The sequence below is a fragment of the Agrobacterium sp. ST15.13.013 genome, assembly GCF_027956525.1.
GTDB lineage: Bacteria > Pseudomonadota > Alphaproteobacteria > Rhizobiales > Rhizobiaceae > Agrobacterium > Agrobacterium salinitolerans.
Genome location: NZ_JAQKGP010000011.1, coordinates 57880 through 74926, shown reverse-complemented (window position 1 = coordinate 74926; position 17047 = coordinate 57880). Strand labels below are relative to the sequence as shown.

Below are 17047 nucleotides of genomic sequence, written 5' to 3'. Positions count from 1 at the left end.
GACCTGAATTTTAGAGTTCTTGTGTGGATTTTTTAAATAAGGATGGACGGGAGAGAGTCAACAGAAACCCGCCCGCGAGCCAACCATTGAGCGGACCCACGGGTGACTATGCCCCCATAACACCTTCATCTTCAACAAAAAAAGCCGCCCCTATGCCGGAGCGGCCCCTGTTTCGTCGCATCCGCCGCAATCGCTCGTGCGGCCGGAGGAGAACTTAGCGACGCGAACCGCGCGCCACGCGCTCGATTTCCTCACGCACCAGACGCTCCACGAGCGTCGGAAGATTGTCTTCCAGCCACTCCTGCAGCATCGGGCGCAGCATTTCAGCGGCCATGTCCTCGATCGAGCGCCGCTCGACGCCGTCGAAAACCTGCGCAAGCTCGCTGAAGGAACGGGCGATCTGCGCGCCGGCAGCGGCGGAAAGGAGATTGAGCGACAGGCCGCCCTCACCATCCGCTACGTCTTCTGCCTGTGGCTTGGCCAGATCGAATGCATGTTTTTCAACAGCAGGTTCCAGCACCGCCATATCGAAACGATCCGCTGTCAGCGGCGTTTCGATGGCGCCGCGCAGCGACAGCTGATCGAAGCGGTTTTCGGCCGAAGGCGCGCTCTCGATGGCGGCAGCGGCGGCGCGATCCTCGGCGGCAAAAGATACCGGCTGCTCGCTCACGCTGGATGCCGGCTGCTCGCCGACGCTCGCGGCGGCCGCAGCCATCAGCGGCCGAACATCCGTCGGGCGCTGCGGTGCGGCGCGTTCCGAAGACGTCGCGGACAAAGGCTGCGATAGAGCCGGCGCAGCAGCCGGCGGCGCGGTCTCGGACGCTCCACTGCGGGCCTGCGCGGCGAAAGCCTGCGGCCCCATGGCCGCGTTACGGTCTGCGGCGGCACGCACACGGGCGGCAACATCGGCAAGGGACATGGTCTTTTCGGCGGGGCTTTCCTGCCCTTCAGCCATTGGCTTTTCGGAAACCGGCGAAAACTCCTGCGCAGGCCGTGAGCCGAAAGCCTGGTTTGCAGCGGGGGGAACGCGCGCCGGCGGGCTGATGGGCTCCGCCACGAAGGCCGCTTCGCTCGCAGCCTCGTCTTCATCGTCATAGACCGGCGGCAACTGCCCGGAAAACGCACCGGCAGGTCCGGTCTCGTTGCTTTCGATGATCCGGCGAATGGACGCCAAAATCTCTTCCATGGACGGTTCACGCGCTACGCTTGGCTGAGCCATATCAATCCCCGGTTTCCACTCTTCGAGCGCCCTTGCCGCATCCCTCGGACACCGGATGAGCGCTCCTTGACCTGTTCAATTTGCACATCGCGTTTTCGACAATCGAAATCGATCGTCACACCGATGCTCTGAAACATGGCCGGCCAAGCGCTTGAGCATTTCGCCGTCCCTGTCGCAGGATCATGCGGGGCAGAAATACGCACACCCCGAATCACCCTTAGTTTAGGTCAGCATAGCGAGGAACTAAATCACTGATTCGACAAGTTTCGTGATGATGCACAGCTTTGTGAGAGCGGCCCGGAAGGAAGCGCCCGCCGGCAAACCGAACATAAAAACGCCGGGGCGGAAACGTCACCCCGGCGTCAAAAGAGAAGATGATCCTTTGCCGATCAGAAAACGAATTCGGCCGCCTTGGCAAAACCCGGCAGCGGCTTGATCGAAGCATTGAAGAAAGCGGCTGCCGATGTGCTGTTGCCATCGCGGCGATAGACGGTGGCCTTTGCGGCGCCACCATATCCGACGACCACGACCAGACGTCCGCCGTCGCGCAGCTGGTCGATCAGTGCCGCCGGCACTTCTTCCACCGAGCCGTTGATGAAAATGAGGTCATAGGGCGCTTCGCCCGCATAGCCCTTTTCGAGATCGCCTGTCACGACGGCGACATTGTCATATCCGAGCGAGGCGAGCGTCTCGGTCGCCTGTGCGGCCAGCGCCTCATCGCTTTCAAGCGAAACCACCGAACCGGCAAGCTGCGAAAGGATGGCAGCCGCATAACCTGCGCCGCCGCCGACTTCCAGCACCACGTCCTCCTTCGACACGGCCGAAAGCTGCAGCAGCTTTGCCAGCGGCGAGGTCTTCATGACATAACGGGCCGGACGGCCATCGCGGGCGGGACAGATCTGCAGATCCTCGTCCACATAGGCAATCTGCCGCACGCCCGCCGGCACGAATGCCTCGCGCGGCACACTCAAAAACGCCTTCAGCACGGAATGCGACGTCACGTCGGTCGTACGCAACTGGCTGTCGACCATATTGGCGCGTGCGGTTTCGAAATCCATCATATCGTCTCGCCTCAATTTCAAGGATGCCGGTCGGGAAGCCTCGGCTCCAAAAGCTCAAAACGGCAGGGGCTCACCCTCGCCTTTGGATAATCTCATAATTGCCCAAGCGCACGCTTTCAAGCGCGCTGAGCAGGATGTGCGGGAAAAAGCGAAACAGTGGAGTTTTCCGGAACAGCAAATTACCGCGAAGCGGGGCAATAATACCGAAAACATTGTGTTCGTGGAATTTTTTGGAGGCCTCGCCCGGAATTGAACCGGGGTACAAGGATTTGCAGTCCTCTGCGTCACCACTCCGCCACGAGGCCTCACACGCTCGTCAATCAAGCGATGGCGGGCATTTAGAACGAATCCATTATGGGCGCAAGAGGGTTCGTTCCGAATGTGGTGTTTTTTCGGGCCGGACCGGCACACCACAGCAGCCGAACTCCTAAGCGCTTAAGATTATGAAGCTTTTCGTATCCGCTGCATATTTCAGAACAAACAAAGCCCGCACCCGGCGCGTTTGCGCCGTTGCGGGCGATGCTGCATTTGCTGTGCCGGGAGGTCAGATTCGCCCAAGCAGAACCAGGATCAGGACGATGACCAGAACCAGTCCGAGACCGCCTGACGGGCCGTAGCCATAATTATGGTAACCCCAGCTTGGCAGTGCGCCGATGAGAAAAAGAATGAGAAGGATGACGAGGATGGTGCCGAGCATGTGTAACCCTCCACTATTGGCATATGTCCTGCGTGTTTGAATGATGAAACGCGCAAAAAGTTCCCTTCTCTCTATAGCCGGCAGCATAAGGGTGGAAACGCATCCTCATCAGTTTCAACGGGTTACACCGGAAATTCGGAAATGCGGCCTTGCCGCTCCGTCTCGGGAAATAATTCTCCGCCAAGTTAGGTCGCCACAAAAGCCCCGTGGAGCTGTGGCGGGCCGGCCTTAACCGGGATGACCAAAGCAGCGATTTATCCGAGGTGATTTCTCGGCCTATGTCTATTGGCGGTTGTCCGTCATATTAATGCCAGTCACCCGTCCCCTGAAACTGGCGGGAGACGGAGAGATCCGGCATCACTGGCAGTGCGCCGGATCTCTCCCGCCCCTCCCAACAGCCCCTCATATCCCCTTCCCCTTCGCAGGCACACGGATATTTTACCGGCTATCTCCTGCCTTTCGCTTGCATTGCCGGTTTCACTCCGGCTAGACCCCGGACCGGGAGGGAGAAACGAGCATCACATGTCCGGTTTTGCGAACCTCATCCCGCTTTTCATCTTCGGCCTCCTCGTCTATTTTTTCTTTCGCTGGGTCGCGCGCGACATTCAGAAACCGAAGAGCAAATAGTCGGGAAAATCGTCTCCGCCCCTCTGCCGCCGGGAACCGTCGCGCCTCGACATCGTTTTCACAGACGCACTTGGGAGGACAGGATGAAAACGCTCGTATCGTCGGCCGCTATCGCGCTTGCACTGGCGCTTGCCGGATGCACCACGGCCGGGCCGGCCGCCTATCTCGGCCCCGCGCCCTATGTCGAACCCATCCCCGGCAGCATCATCTACAGGGGCCAGCCGCGAACCAAACTGACGAAATCGCCAATCGGCAGCACTTTCACCCATGAGTTCCGCATCGACGGCAGCACTAGAGCGGTGGAAACCTACCGCATCGCGCCGGACCGCTCGCTGGAACTCATCGACCGCCGCATCATCCGCGAATGGCTGTTCGGGCGCGACGACTGACCGCACCGTAACCGGCAGAAACGCATCCGCAACGGGATTGCACATCCTGACCGCTTGGTTTAGAGCCGGGCGCGACAACCACGATGGATAGGCAATGAATACGCGCTGGCAAAAACCCGTCCTGATCGCGTTCGAGACGCCGGGCGATTACACGAGCATCGACACCACGCAGGCCGCCTCCTGGGCGCTGATCGAGGACTGGCCGATAGAAGACGGCGATGCGCTGGACAAGGCGCTGCTGATCTGCGCCGCCGTCGATGCAGGCCGGAAAAAGCCCGAGGATGCGCGCAAGGCCTTCATCGCAGCCGCAATCGAAGCGGGCCTCGATATCAAGGCCTGACGTCGAAATAACTGGGGCCGCAGACTATAAATGCCGCCAGCAGCGCTGCGTTTTCAAAAAGACAGGTTCGATGGATCGCAACAGATGGAAGCTTCCGGAAATATGAAAAAAGCCCTGTTCATTTTTCTCCTCTCCTGCCTGGCGATCGGCCTTCTCGGCCACCTCGTGGTCGCTTTCGTCGTCACTGGCTGAAGCGTGAAAACGCCCTCCGTCGGACGGCGGAGAGGCTGGATTTGAGAATTTGCTGAATTTCATTCTTTCGTTATGGAACCGCGATAAACTTTGCCCGTTCTCTTTTCACTCGACAGGAGGAGGGTTGGAATGCGTGACGGATTGAACGGTTTTCTGGAAATCTCGATGATCGGCTTCGTGGTCGCAAGCTGCCTTTTCATGGTCAACCCACCGATTTGAGCGACCTCAAAAATCTGTCTCCGACAGAACCGGCGACTTGACGTTCCGGCATAAAAAATGCGGCCTTTTGGGCCGCATTTCTGTATCAACACATCATCCCATCAGGCAGAAAGCTTGGCCGCCAGCTTGGCGACATGGGCACCCTGATAACGAGCGGCTTCCAGCTCGATTGCGGAAGGCTGGCGCGAACCGTCGCCATCGGTGATGGTGGAGGCGCCATAGGGCGAACCGCCCTTGATTTCATCGACGCCCATCTGGCCCTGGAAAGCATAGGGCAGGCCGACAACGGCCATGCCGTGATGCAGGAAGGTGGGGATAAAGCCGAGAATGGTGGATTCCTGGCCACCATGCTGGGTGGCGGACGACGTGAAGACCGAGCCGACCTTGCCGACCAGCTTGCCACTGAACCACAGGCCGCCTGTCTGGTCCCAGAAATTGCGCATCTGCGAGGCGACCGTGCCAAAACGTGTGCCGGCGCCGACGATGATGGCGTCGTAATCCGCCAGTTCGTCCACCGTCGCCACCGGGGCCGGCTGATCCAGCTTGAAATGGGAGGACTTTGCAACTTCTTCCGGAACGAGTTCGGGAACGCGCTTCACCACGGCTTCCGCGCCGGTGGACTTCACGCCCTCGGCAACCGCATAAGCCATTTTCTCGATATGGCCGTAAGAGGAGTAATAAAGTACCAGAACCTTCGTCATTCTCTTCGTTTCCTTTGCTGGAACTGTTTCCGGCGTACCGGCGACAAGCTTCTTTAAAAACTCGATGATCATCGGCTTTGACCTGTAAAAAGCGTATGACAAAAAAGGTAGCGGACGGATCGGTCTGCCGCCAGCCGGGGATTGGCATACGCACTGTTCACGATGAGTGAACGCTCCGAGTCATCGTCAACCAATCCCCCTTCTGCGTTTCTTCAAAACCGCTTTGCATTCGCGCTGGCGCGGCGTTAACGTCGGGTGAAACAGATGACGAGTGCAACCATGTCCAATCCCTCCTCCGCTCAATCCGTCGTGACCGCCGCCATGCTCGCCATTGGCGACGAACTGCTTTCGGGCCGCACCAAAGACAAGAATATCGGCCACCTCGCGGATGTCCTCACCATGTCCGGCATCGACCTGAAGGAAGTACGCATCGTCTCCGACGAGGAGGAAGCGATCGTGGAAGCACTGAACGCACTGCGCAGCCGCTATGATTATGTTTTCACCTCGGGCGGCATCGGCCCGACCCATGACGACATCACGGCAGATGCGGTCTCTGCGGCGTTCGGCCTGCCCTGCGAACACGATTCCGAGGCGCTGCGCATGCTGGGTGATATGTATCGCGTCCGCGAGATGGAGTTCACCGAGGCGAGGAAGCGCATGGCGCGCATGCCGAGAGGTGCGGCCCATATCGCCAATCCCGTTTCCGTCGCTCCCGGCTTTGTCATCGGCAATGTCTATGTCATGGCCGGCGTGCCGCAGGTGTTTCAGGCCATGCTGGACAATGTCATGCCGACGCTGCGCACCGGCGCCAAAGTCATGTCACAGGCGGTGCGCTCGCCCTATGGCGAAGGCGATATCGGCACGCCGCTGACGGCCATCCAGAAGGCCCATCCCGAAACCAGCATCGGCTCCTATCCGAAATATGACGGGCAGCGCTTCTCAACCGAAATCGTCGTGCGCGCCCGCGACGCTGGCGTATTGAAGGCAGCAGCAGACGCGGTTGCCGCCATGATCGAAGCGATCGGCCAGGAAAAACAGCTGGCCGCAAGCAAGGGCGATGCAACCGCCTGAGGGAGAAATTTCAAAGGCGTCGAGTTGACCAAAATCAAGGTGGCCATCGGCAAAGACGGCCATTCTGCGCACAGCAACCAGATGTCACCGAGGAGAGAGAAAATGGGTTACAAGACGATACTGGCAGTGGTCGACAATGTTTCGAACACACAGAAGCTCGGCGAATTCGTGGTGAGCCTTGCCGACCAGTTTTCCTCGCATGTGATCGGCCTTCACATGGAAACGCTGGCGGCCGTTCCGCTGGTCGCGCCGATGGAAATTCCCGACCCCGCCACCGTGCAGGCGCTGCAGGACGTGGCGCACAAGGAAACCACCGATGTCGGCGCGCTTTTCGAGCGTACACTGTCGGCCAACGGCATCTCGCATGAATGGCGCAGCTTCGTCACCTCGGTCGGTTACGCTTCCGCCTCCGCCATCGACAGCGCACGCTGCGCCGACCTCATTATCGCGCGCCAGAGCAGTTCCTCGGCGCTATCGGACAGCCGCTCGGATATTGACGGTTTCCTTTATGAAAGCGGCCGCCCCGTTCTCCTCGTGCCGCATGTGCTGACCGTTGCCAAACCGATCAAGCGCGTCCTGATTGCCTGGAACGGCTCGCGCGAGGCGACCCGCGCCACCTTCGACGCCCTGCCCTTCCTCAAAGCGGCCGACAGCGTCGAAATTTTCTCCGTTGATCAGGCGGAAAGCGAAACGCAGTCATCAGGCCTTGCCGGTACGGAACTCGCCGCCACGCTTGCCCGCCACGGTGTCAACGTCACGGTCACCTCGCAGGAAAAGATCGCCGGCATCTCACCGCAGGCGGCTATCGAAAACCGTCTATCGGATAACAGCATCGACCTTCTGGTCATGGGTGCTTACGGCCATTCCCGCTGGTGGGAACTGCTGTTTGGCGGCGTCACCCGTACACTGCTCGATTCCATGACGGCGATGACGCTGCTGTCGCGTTGAAAATGGATGGGGCGCGGATACCCCCTCAACATCCGACATGAAGCGGGCGATTGCCGCTTGTTTCTTCTCCCCGCCGGGGAGAAGTCCGCGGCAGCGGGATGAGGGGGCAAGCCCTCCGCATATCTCTACCGTTGCCCCTTCATCCGGCCCTTCGGGCCACCTTCTCCCCCGTGGGGAGAAGAACCAAGCCGTAATCTCCCGCACTCACCTTTTTGCGGAACTCTTGCCTTTTTGCCGGTCTTGCGGCTATTAGCCAAAGCCATCGACAATTTTGACCAGATGGTAGACGACATGTCCCTTCCCGATAAAGCCTTTCCCGTTTCCTGGGACCAGTTCCACCGCGACGCCCGTGCGCTTGCCTGGCGTCTTGCCGGTCTCGACAAAGAGTTCCGGGCAATCGTCTGCATCACCCGCGGCGGCCTCGTTCCGGCGGCGATCATTTCGCGCGAGCTCAACATCCGCATGATCGACACGGTCTGCATCGCCACCCGTCATGACTATGTCAACCAGGGCGACACGGTTCTCCTGAAGGGCGTGGCCCCCGAGCTGACGAGCGACGCCGGCGAAGGCGTGCTTGTTGTCGACGATCTGACCGACACCGGCAAGACGGCGCTGGAAGTGCGCGAAATGTTGCCGAAGGCGCATTTTGCCTGCGTTTACGCCAAGCCGAAGGGCGTGCCGACCATTGACACCTTCGTCACTGAAGTGAGCCAGGACACCTGGATTTATTTCCCCTGGGACATGGGCTTCACCTATCAGGAGCCGATCGCCAAGGGATCGCGCGGCTGATTGCTGCCGTCATTCAAAATCGCACATGAAAAGCCGCCCCTTCGTGGGCGGTTTTTTGTGGAGAAATGTCTTTTTTGAAAGCTGCGGAAAACACGGAAAAACCGCAGTGTCGCCATTATGCCTCACCCCGGAAATGCAGGGTTTTGCCTTTCCGTTGCGGAAACCAGCCTCGCGCAAGCTTCAAACCTTCCCGCCAAGTCACTGATTTTTCTACTAGCTTTTCCTATCCCCGTTTTCCACAGGCACTCCACACAATATCTTGTGGTTAAAAATGGGTTTCAATCTATGGCTTGACGAATCTGTGCCGCGAGAGGAAAGTGACACTTATGTTGCGGCGGCAACGGACCGGAAAGTAACGAGGCCGGTTCTTCTCCATCTTCAGCGCGCATGTCCAAACGGCGTCCCGGCCATGAGGGGGCGGCTCGCCGGTGGTTTTTCTGCGCCTTGTGGAACCGCCAAAAACATGAGGCGGGGACTGGCAGCAAGAATGTGTTAATACTATATATAGTAGGCTTGCAGCCATCTTAAACACGAGATACAGGGATGACATCCAAGGATGAGCATCCCTATTAGATCGGCAAAACCCGGCTGCGCGAAGGCATCGCACGGCTGGAACGGATTTTTGCGCCCTTCACCGGGCGCCCAATGGACGAGGACACAAACCCATGCGCATTGAACGCCGCTTCACGAAGCCCGGCCAATCGCCTTATGCGGAGATCGACTTCCGCAAGGCCGTCAGTGAAATCAAGAACCCGGATGGATCCATCGTGTTCCGTCTGGCGGACATCGACGTTCCCGCGCAGTTCAGCCAGGTTGCGACCGACGTTCTGGCGCAGAAATATTTCCGCAAGGCCGGCGTTCCGAAGTTTCTCAAGAAGGTTGAGGAAAACGACGTTCCTTCCTTCCTGTGGCGCTCCGTTGCCGATGAAAAGGCGCTGAAGGACGTGCCGGAAGCCGAACGTTTCGGCTCCGAGACCGATGCGCGCCAGGTTTTCGACCGTCTGGCCGGCACCTGGGCCTATTGGGGCTGGAAGGGCAAATATTTCTCGTCCGAAGAAGATGCGCTGGCCTTCCGCGACGAGCTTGCCTATATGCTCGCCACCCAGCGTGTTGCGCCAAACAGCCCGCAATGGTTCAACACCGGCCTGCACTGGGCCTATGGCATCGATGGCCCGGGCCAGGGCCACTTCTATGTCGACCCCTTCACGGGCAAGCTGACCAAGTCCAAATCCGCTTACGAACATCCGCAGCCGCATGCCTGCTTCATCCAGTCCGTTGAGGACGACCTCGTCAACGAAGGCGGCATCATGGACCTGTGGGTGCGTGAAGCGCGCCTGTTCAAATACGGCTCCGGCACCGGCTCCAACTTCTCCTATCTGCGCGGCGAAGGCGAAAAGCTTTCCGGCGGCGGCAAATCCTCCGGCCTGATGAGCTTTCTCAAGATCGGCGACCGTGCTGCCGGCGCCATCAAGTCCGGCGGCACGACCCGCCGTGCGGCCAAGATGGTGGTCGTTGATGCCGACCATCCCGATATCGAAGCCTATATCGACTGGAAGGTGAACGAGGAGCAGAAGGTTGCCGCTCTCGTCACCGGTTCCAAGATCGTCGCCAAGCACCTGAAGGCGATCATGAAGGCCTGCGTCAACTGTGAGGCCGACAATGGCGATTGCTTCGACCCGGCCAAAAACCCTGCCCTGAAGCGCGAAATCCGCGCTGCCAAGAAGGACATGGTGCCGGAAAACTACGTCAAGCGCGTCATTCAGTTCGCCGAGCAGGGTTACAAGGACATCCAGTTCAAGACCTATGACACGGACTGGGATTCGGAAGCCTACCTCACGGTATCAGGGCAGAACTCCAACAACTCCGTCTCGCTGAAGGACGACTTCCTGCGCGCTGTCGAAAATGACGGTGACTGGAACCTGACCGCCCGCAAGGACGGCAAGGTCATGAAGACGCTGAAGGCCCGCGACCTCTGGGAAAAGATTTCCCACGCCGCCTGGGCGTCCGCCGATCCGGGCCTGCACTTCAACACCACCATGAACGACTGGCACACCTCGCCGGCCGAAGGCCCGATCCGCGCTTCCAATCCGTGCTCGGAATACATGTTCCTCGACGACACGGCCTGCAATCTTGCCTCGCTGAACCTGCTGCAGTTCAAGGATGCCAAGACGAAGCGCATCGACATCGCCGATTACGAACACGCCGTCCGCCTGTGGACCGTCGTTCTCGAAGTCTCGGTCATGATGGCGCAGTTCCCGTCGCGCCAGATTGCCGAACGCTCCTATGAATACCGGACGCTCGGCCTCGGTTACGCCAATATCGGCGGTCTCTTGATGTCCTCCGGCATTCCCTATGACAGCGACGAAGGCCGCGCCATCGCCGGTGCACTGACCGCCATCATGACCGGCGTTTCCTACGCAACCTCGGCTGAAATGGCCGGCGAGCTTGGCCCGTTCCCGAGCTTTGCGCCGAACCGCGACAACATGCTGCGCGTCATCCGCAACCACCGCCGCGCCGCCCATGGCCTGTCGGATGGTTATGAGGGCCTGTCGGTCAATCCGGTCGCGCTCATCCACGCCGATTGCACGGATCAGGACCTGATCGCTCACGCAACGGCTGCCTGGGACAAGGCGCTGGAACTTGGCGAAAAGCACGGCTATCGCAACGCCCAGACGACCGTTATCGCGCCAACAGGCACGATCGGCCTCGTCATGGATTGCGACACGACCGGTATCGAGCCGGACTTCGCGCTGGTAAAATTCAAGAAGCTCGCCGGTGGCGGTTACTTCAAGATCATCAACCGGGCTGTTCCGGAGGCGCTGCGTTCGCTCGGTTATTCCGAAAGCCAGATCGCCGAGATCGAAGCCTATGCCGTCGGCCATGGCAATCTCAACCAGGCGCCGGCCATCAACCCCTCGACGCTGAAGGCCAAGGGCTTCACCGATGAGAAGATCGAAGCCGTCAACGGCGCGCTGAAGAGCGCCTTCGACATCAAATTCGTCTTCAACCAGTGGACGCTCGGCGCCGACTTCCTCAAGGAAACGCTGAAGGTTTCCGACGAGCAGCTCTCCGACATGAGCTTCAACCTGCTCGAGCACCTCGGCTTCGGCAAAAAGGACATCGAAGCAGCGAACGTGCACGTCTGCGGCGCGATGACGCTGGAAGGCGCACCGTTCCTCAAGAACGAGCACCTGCCCGTCTTCGATTGCGCCAACCCCTGCGGCAAGATCGGCAAACGTTACCTCTCGGTCGAATCGCATATCCGCATGATGGCGGCGGCTCAGCCCTTCATCTCCGGCGCGATCTCCAAGACGATCAACATGCCGAACGATGCGACGGTGGAAGATTGCGGCGCAGCCTACATGCTGTCCTGGAAGCTGGCGCTGAAGGCCAACGCCCTTTACCGCGATGGCTCCAAGCTTTCCCAGCCGCTCAATGCTTCGCTGGTGGAAGACGAGGACGAAGAAGACCTGATCGAAGAGCTGATCCAGCAGCCCGCCGCACAGCAGGCCGTGACGATCACCGAAAAGATCGTCGAACGGGTCATCGAGCGTGTCTCGCGCGAGCGTGAAAAGCTGCCGAACCGCCGTCAGGGTTACACCCAGAAGGCAACTGTCGGCGGTCACAAGGTCTATCTGCGCACCGGCGAATTCGGTGACGGCCGCATCGGCGAAATCTTCATCGACATGCACAAGGAAGGTGCTGCCTTCCGTGCGATGATGAACAACTTCGCCATCGCCATTTCGCTCGGCCTGCAATATGGCGTGCCGCTGGAAGAATATGTGGAGGCATTCACCTTCACCAAGTTCGAACCGGCCGGCATGGTGCAGGGCAACGACGCGATCAAGAACGCCACCTCGATCCTCGACTACGTGTTCCGCGAACTCGCCGTCTCCTATCTCGGCCGTCACGACCTCGCTCATGTCGATACGTCGGACTTCTCCAATACCGCACTCGGCAAGGGTATCCAGGAAGGCAAGACCAACCTGCTCTCCACCGGCTGGACACGCGGTTACAAGCCGACGCTGGTTTCCAGCAATGAAGGTGAACGCGCCGCTTCAGAGCCCAAGGGTTCGGCAACGGCAACTCCTGCCCGCGCCTCGGCCAACGTCACCTCCTTTGCCGGCTCTGCCGCCCGCAAGCTGGAACCGACAGTCGCGATCTCCACATCGGAAATCGTCTCCTTCAAGCGCGACTATGAAGAACGCGCCAAGGAACTGGCCGAAGAAATCGCCGAAGAGGTGATCGACGAGGTCGTTCAGGAAGCCAAGCAGACCGCCACCGCCCTCTTCTCCGACAAGGCCGCCGCAGACGCTGCCTCGGCCAAGACGGAAGCCAAGAAGGTCGAAAACGAACGCCGCATGCGCTCGATCGCTCAAGGCTATACCGGCAACATGTGCTCGGAATGCCAGAACTTCACGATGGTGCGGAACGGCACTTGTGAAAAGTGCGATACTTGCGGTGCGACGAGCGGTTGCAGCTAAGCATTTGGCTTAGGCTCCACCAAAAAAATGAGTAGTCTTGAGGGCTCTTTCAGATATGAAAGAGCCCTTATTGTTTTGATGTTTTATTTATTGCAGCTACTGGAAACCCGTAGTTCAGAATGTTATATTTCGAATGGAATTCAGATAAGGCGTCAGCCAATCTCGCCAAGCATGGCGTCAGTTTTGAAACGGCCCGTGGAGTTTTTGACGATCCCTTTGCGGTGGATGTCGAAGATCGTTCGGCCAACTACGGTGAAGTCCGACGGCGTATAGTGGGATTGGGCAATGGATTGTTTCTGACCGTGATCTATACCGAACGAAGCGAAGTGATCCGTATCATCTCCGCACGAAAGGCGACACGCGCAGAGTGCAAGGAATATGACGACAATGGCTGGTAAAATCGATCAAACAGACTGGGCTCGTCTTCACGCCATGACCGACGAAGAGGCGGAGGCCAATGCGCTGGCCGACCCTGATAACGCGCCGCTTTCCGCCGAACAGCTTGCCGCGGCTCCCAGAATGCCACGCATAAAGATCATTCGCCGGGCGCTGAAGCTGACACAGGAAGAATTCTCTGCGCGCTATCATATTCCGCTCGGCACCCTTCGCGATTGGGAACAGGGCCGAAGCGAGCCGGATCAACCGGCCCGCGCCTATCTGAAAGTCATCGCCGTTGACCCCGAGGGAACGGCAGCCGCGCTCCGAAAGGGCGCGGCTTGACCCGCCTCACCCCATAAAATCCACCAGCAGCTTCACATTCAGCGCCGCAATCACCAGTGCGATCAACCATGCAATGGCCGAGAGCCAGAGTGGCGAGCGCAACTCGCCCATCTTCGTCCGGTCGGCGGTGAACATCACAAGCGGGAAGACGGCAAAGGAGAGCTGCAGGCTGAGCACCACCTGCGTCAGGATCAGCAACTGGCCCGTGCCGCTGTCACCATAAAAGATGGTGACAGCGGCGGCAGGAACGATGGCGATGGCGCGGGTGATGAGGCGGCGCAGCCAGGGGGCGAGCCGCATCTTGAGGAAACCCTCCATCACGATCTGGCCCGCAAGCGTTGCCGTGACGGTGGAATTGATGCCGCAGCACAAAAGCGCCACGCCGAACAGCGTCGGCGCAATGGCAAGGCCGAGCAGCGGCGCGAGCAGATTATGCGCCTCTCCAAGTTCGGCGACGTTCGTCTGCCCCGCCTTGTTGAAGGTCGCCGCCGCGAGAATGAGGATCGCGGCATTGATGACGAGAGCGAATGTCAGCGCGATGGTGGAATCGAGCGTGGCGAATTTCAACGCCTCGCGTTTCTGCGCAATTGTTTTGCCGATTTCGCGGGTCTGCACGATGCCGGAATGCAGGTAGAGATTATGCGGCATGACAGTCGCGCCGAGAATGCCGAGCGCCAGATAGAGCATGTCCGGGTTGGTCACGATGTCGGTCGTCGGCGCAAAACCGCGGATCACCTGGCCCCAGTCTGGATCGGCCAGCGCCAGCTGGATGGCGAAACACACGGCGATGACGCCAAGCAGCGTGATGACAAGCGCTTCCACCCAGCGGAAGCCAAGCCTTTGCAGGTAAAGGATCAGGAAGACATCGAGCGCGGTGATGAGGACGCCCAGCTCCAGCGGAATGCCGAAAATCAGGTTGAGACCGATCGCCGTACCGATGACCTCAGCGATATCGGTCGCGATGATGGCGATTTCGGCCAGCAGCCACAGCACCATCGCCACAGGTTTCGGATAGGCATCGCGACAGGCCTGCGCCAGATCGCGCCCGGAACCAATCGCAAGACGCGCACAGAGCGACTGAAGGACAACGGCCATGATGTTCGACATCAGCGCCACCGTCAGCAGCGTATAGCCGAACTTCGAACCACCGGCGAGCGACGTCGCCCAGTTTCCGGGATCCATATAACCGACGGCAACGAGATAGCCGGGGCCGAAAAAGGCCATGGCGCGCCGAAACGTCCCGGCATTCGGTTTGATGCGGATCGAGGAGTGAACGTCGGACAACGAGAGATCGTCGCCGTTCCGTCGCCATCCAAAGACAGGCTTGTCCATCTTATGTGCTTTCAAATGGGAGAATGAATTGATGCAATTGCAAATCATTCGCATAAGCGGCAGCGACTGGCAAGGGGCATTTTGCGGCCGGATATCGGCACACGACGCCGCAGGCGCGTGTCGAGCTTGCGCCTCACAGCCTTGTCATCTGCATGCCCTGTGGATTTCGGAACAGCTGCGCACCCGCCTGCGTTGGTCTTTGAGGAAGCACTCCAACACCGGGGGAAATTTATGCGACAGGGCCACAAATTCAGTCTGGTGAACCATCCAAGCCAGTGGCCGAAATATATTATGGCGAATAGGAAACCACGCGACTGGATGATGACGATCAGCGGAATCGTGCTGCTGTTCATTGTCGCCGCCGCGGTCGCCATGGGTTATCTCGTCACAAGCCACCCCGGCAAGCCGGAACCAAACCCCGGCATCGTGGAGGAGCAGGCGGCAGAGAACGGCGGGTAAGCGGCGGCGCAACCGCACCGGACTCAGCTGAGGCCAGCAAGATGCCCGCTGAACTGCGCCTCATGCAGACGGCTATAATGGCCCTTGGCAGCCAAGAGTTCGGCATGCGCGCCGGTTTCGGCAATACCGCTCTGGTCCACCACCACAATGCGCGAGGCATCGCGGATTGTCGCCAGCCGGTGGGCGATGACGAGCGTGGTGCGGCCCTTGGCAAGCTCGGTCAGCGATTGCTGGATGGCGCGCTCGGTTTCCGTGTCGAGCGCCGAGGTGGCCTCGTCAAGAATGAGGATCGGCGGGTTCTTGAGGAACATGCGGGCAATGGCGAGACGCTGTTTCTGCCCACCGGACAGTTTGACGCCGCGTTCGCCGATAACGGTGTCAAGCCCGAGCGGCATGGCCTCGATGACACCATCAAGACGGGCGCGGCGCGCCGCCTCCATGATCTCCGCATCCGAAGCGCCAAGCCGTCCATATTCGATATTCTCGCGGATTGTACCGCCGAACAGGAAAACATCCTGCTGCACGATGCCGATCTGGTTGCGCAGCGAGGCGAGCTTCATCTTTCTGATATCGATGCCGTCAATGGTGATCGCACCGCTCGTCACATCGTAAAAGCGCGGCAAAAGCGAGCACAGCGTCGTCTTGCCCGCCCCCGACGGACCGACGAAGGCAACAGTCTCGCCGGCGCTGATCTTCAGGTCGATATTGGTAAGAACCGTCTTGCCCTCGGCATAACCGAAACCGACATGGCGATATTCGATATCGCCGCGCAGCAAGGGCGCTTCCACCGCATCGGGCGCATCGACGATATCGGGCGCGGTGTCCAGAAGTTCGGTAAAGCGGCGGAAACCGGCAATGCCCTTCGGATAGGTCTCGATGACCGAATTGATCTTTTCCACCGGCCGGAAAAACACGCCCACCAGCAGCAGGAAGCCGACGAAGCCGCCTTCCGTGAGATCGCCCGTCAGCACGAACCATGCACCGCAGATCATCACGATCATCTGCGTCAGGCGCATGCTCATATAGCTGAGCGAGGTGCTGGCCGCCATGATCTTGTAGGCGTCGAGCTTGGTGCGACGGTATTTCTGATTGTCCTTCTCGAACAGCGTCCGCTCGTGATCCTCATTGGCGAAGGCCTGCACCACCCGCATGCCGCCGACATTTTCCTCGATACGGGCATTGAAATCCCCAACACGGCCGTAAAGCGCGCGAAAATTCTGCGTCATGCGGCCGCCGTAACGGCTGGTCACCCAGGCGGTAACGGGCACGACGGCGGCGGTGATGAGCGCCAGCGGCACATTCACTGACAGCATCAAAAGGAACGCGCCAATGAAGGTCATGATGGCGATGAAAAGGTCTTCGGGGCCGTGGTGGGCCACCTCGCCGATCTCTTCCAGGTCCTTGGTCAGCCGCCCGACCAGATGGCCGGTCTTCTGGTTGTCGAAATAACGGAAGGAAAGCTTCTGCAGATGATCGAAAGCCAGCCGCCGCATGTCGGTCTCGATATTGATGCCGAGCATGTGTCCCCAGTAGGTGACGGTCGCCATCAGCCCGGTATTCAGCACATAGATAAGCAGCAGCCCGACCGAAGCGGCAAGGATGATGGCCCATTCACCGCCCGGCAGCAGCACATCCACAAAGGCCTTCACCGCCATCGGAAAACCGAGTTCGAGCACGCCCGACAAAACCGCGCAGGAAAAATCGAGAATGAACAGACCGCGATAGGGGCGATAATAGGCGAAGAAACGGCGGAGCATGGCATGACCTGACGATCGGGCGCGGCGACGTTATGCCGCAGA

Annotated in this window: 16 protein-coding genes and 1 tRNA gene; 9 read left to right on the top strand and 8 right to left on the bottom strand. The window is 59.4% G+C overall.

Annotation, left to right across the window (positions count from 1 at the left end; genetic code table 11):
• Positions 1-214: 214 nt before the first annotated feature.
• The 4 genes from popZ to PL597_RS13110 all read right to left on the bottom strand — a co-directional run bounded on the left by popZ (position 215) and on the right by PL597_RS13110 (position 2977).
• Positions 215-1219 (bottom strand): cell division protein PopZ, encoded by a 1005-nt coding sequence (gene popZ, locus PL597_RS13125; protein ID WP_271365312.1) that lies wholly within the window; start codon positions 1217-1219, stop codon positions 215-217.
• 389 nt (positions 1220-1608) lie between these two features.
• On the bottom strand, positions 1609-2280 hold the full coding sequence (locus PL597_RS13120) for a protein-L-isoaspartate O-methyltransferase family protein (protein WP_077982143.1): 672 nt from the start codon (positions 2278-2280) through the stop codon (positions 1609-1611).
• A 231-nt stretch (positions 2281-2511) separates the two neighbouring features.
• Positions 2512-2585: transfer RNA gene (locus PL597_RS13115), tRNA-Cys, on the bottom strand.
• Positions 2586-2824: 239 nt separating this feature from the next.
• Positions 2825-2977, bottom strand: coding sequence for a DUF3309 family protein (locus PL597_RS13110; RefSeq protein WP_003495626.1), 153 nt, complete (start codon positions 2975-2977; stop codon positions 2825-2827).
• A 710-nt stretch (positions 2978-3687) separates the two neighbouring features.
• Between PL597_RS13110 and PL597_RS13105 the strand changes: the two genes are divergently transcribed.
• Positions 3688-3993 carry a hypothetical protein gene (locus tag PL597_RS13105; protein ID WP_077982113.1) on the top strand — a complete coding sequence of 102 codons (306 nt, stop codon included), beginning with the start codon at positions 3688-3690 and terminating at the stop codon, positions 3991-3993.
• 94 nt (positions 3994-4087) lie between these two features.
• Positions 4088-4333 carry a DUF982 domain-containing protein gene (locus PL597_RS13100; protein ID WP_003523370.1) on the top strand — a complete coding sequence of 82 codons (246 nt, stop codon included), beginning with the start codon at positions 4088-4090 and terminating at the stop codon, positions 4331-4333.
• A 24-nt stretch (positions 4334-4357) separates the two neighbouring features.
• On the opposite strand, the gene PL597_RS13095 is transcribed toward PL597_RS13100, so the two are convergent.
• Both PL597_RS13095 and wrbA read right to left on the bottom strand, forming a co-directional pair.
• Positions 4358-4588: a hypothetical protein gene (locus PL597_RS13095; protein ID WP_269825135.1), complete on the bottom strand. Its 231-nt coding sequence runs from the start codon at positions 4586-4588 to the stop codon at positions 4358-4360.
• A gap of 257 nt (positions 4589-4845) precedes the next feature.
• Positions 4846-5445 (bottom strand): NAD(P)H:quinone oxidoreductase type IV, encoded by a 600-nt coding sequence (wrbA, locus tag PL597_RS13090; RefSeq protein WP_271365311.1) that lies wholly within the window; start codon positions 5443-5445, stop codon positions 4846-4848.
• A 279-nt stretch (positions 5446-5724) separates the two neighbouring features.
• On the opposite strand from wrbA, the gene PL597_RS13085 reads away from it, so the two are divergent.
• From PL597_RS13085 to PL597_RS13060, 6 genes are all read left to right on the top strand, one after another.
• A complete protein-coding gene (locus PL597_RS13085; protein WP_269825168.1) occupies positions 5725-6516 on the top strand; it encodes a competence/damage-inducible protein A in 792 nt (263 codons plus the stop codon).
• Between the two features lie 102 nt (positions 6517-6618).
• Complete coding sequence (locus tag PL597_RS13080) at positions 6619-7464, top strand: universal stress protein (RefSeq protein WP_137410492.1); 846 nt, start codon at positions 6619-6621, stop codon at positions 7462-7464.
• Positions 7465-7755: 291 nt separating this feature from the next.
• Entirely contained in the window at positions 7756-8253 is a 498-nt protein-coding gene (gpt, locus tag PL597_RS13075) for a xanthine phosphoribosyltransferase (protein WP_060724333.1), read from the top strand.
• 665 nt (positions 8254-8918) lie between these two features.
• Entirely contained in the window at positions 8919-12737 is a 3819-nt protein-coding gene (locus tag PL597_RS13070) for a vitamin B12-dependent ribonucleotide reductase (protein ID WP_271365310.1), read from the top strand.
• Between the two features lie 119 nt (positions 12738-12856).
• Complete coding sequence (locus PL597_RS13065) at positions 12857-13135, top strand: BrnT family toxin (RefSeq protein WP_137410494.1); 279 nt, start codon at positions 12857-12859, stop codon at positions 13133-13135.
• Complete coding sequence (locus PL597_RS13060; RefSeq protein ID WP_170985515.1) at positions 13125-13457, top strand: helix-turn-helix domain-containing protein; 333 nt, start codon at positions 13125-13127, stop codon at positions 13455-13457. Before PL597_RS13065 ends, PL597_RS13060 begins: the two co-directional genes overlap by 11 nt.
• 6 nt (positions 13458-13463) lie before the next feature.
• On the opposite strand, the gene PL597_RS13055 is transcribed toward PL597_RS13060, so the two are convergent.
• Complete coding sequence (locus tag PL597_RS13055) at positions 13464-14789, bottom strand: Nramp family divalent metal transporter (protein ID WP_269825137.1); 1326 nt, start codon at positions 14787-14789, stop codon at positions 13464-13466.
• Between the two features lie 231 nt (positions 14790-15020).
• Between PL597_RS13055 and PL597_RS13050 the strand changes: the two genes are divergently transcribed.
• Entirely contained in the window at positions 15021-15248 is a 228-nt protein-coding gene (locus PL597_RS13050) for a hypothetical protein (protein ID WP_269825138.1), read from the top strand.
• Positions 15249-15271: 23 nt separating this feature from the next.
• On the opposite strand, the gene PL597_RS13045 is transcribed toward PL597_RS13050, so the two are convergent.
• The gene (locus PL597_RS13045; RefSeq protein WP_269825594.1) at positions 15272-17005 is read right to left on the bottom strand and encodes an ABC transporter ATP-binding protein; all 1734 of its coding nucleotides are present in this window, start codon (positions 17003-17005) and stop codon (positions 15272-15274) included.
• Positions 17006-17047 lie beyond the last annotated feature (42 nt).